The 496-nt window shown below is 38.9% G+C and carries 1 pseudogene; it reads right to left on the bottom strand.

Annotated elements, in window-relative coordinates:
* Window positions 1–52 precede the first annotated feature (52 nt).
* A pseudogene (locus VF675_RS13795) lies at window positions 53–496 on the bottom strand (IS3-like element ISAba20 family transposase); the annotation flags it as partial.

The following is a 496-nucleotide window of genomic DNA, read 5'->3' on the forward strand; positions in this document are numbered from 1 at the left end:
GGTAATACCCCCATTTTTAATTGAATTAATGGGTAGAAAATCTAAAGCCTTGTTATTGTTTAAAAATAGGTGGACAACCATTTACTGACATATGAGGTCGTTCATGATTATAAAAGTACTGCCAGTCAGTTGTATAGTCCTGCACCTCGCTCAGATCTCGAAATAAATATTGATTTAGACACTCATAACGTACTGTACGATTAAATCGCTCAACATATGCATTTTGCTGTGGATTGCCTGGTTGAGTAAATACATGCTCAATACCATGCTGATCACACCACTTTTCCATCAGCTCACTTATATACTCTGGGCCATTGTCGGTTCTAATGCGTTTAGGTTTACCTCGCCATTCAATGAGCTGATCAAGTCCTCTCAGCACACGTTCTGCTGGCAACGAAAAGTCAATCAATATATCCAATGACTCGCGATTATAGTCATCAATCACGTTGTGAACTCGATAACTACGTCCATCACTGAGTTGATCATACATAAAGTC

Origin of the sequence: Acinetobacter sp. Lyrl_1, assembly GCF_051948795.1 — a bacterium.
In the GTDB taxonomy this organism is placed as follows: Bacteria; Pseudomonadota; Gammaproteobacteria; order Pseudomonadales; family Moraxellaceae; genus Acinetobacter; species Acinetobacter towneri.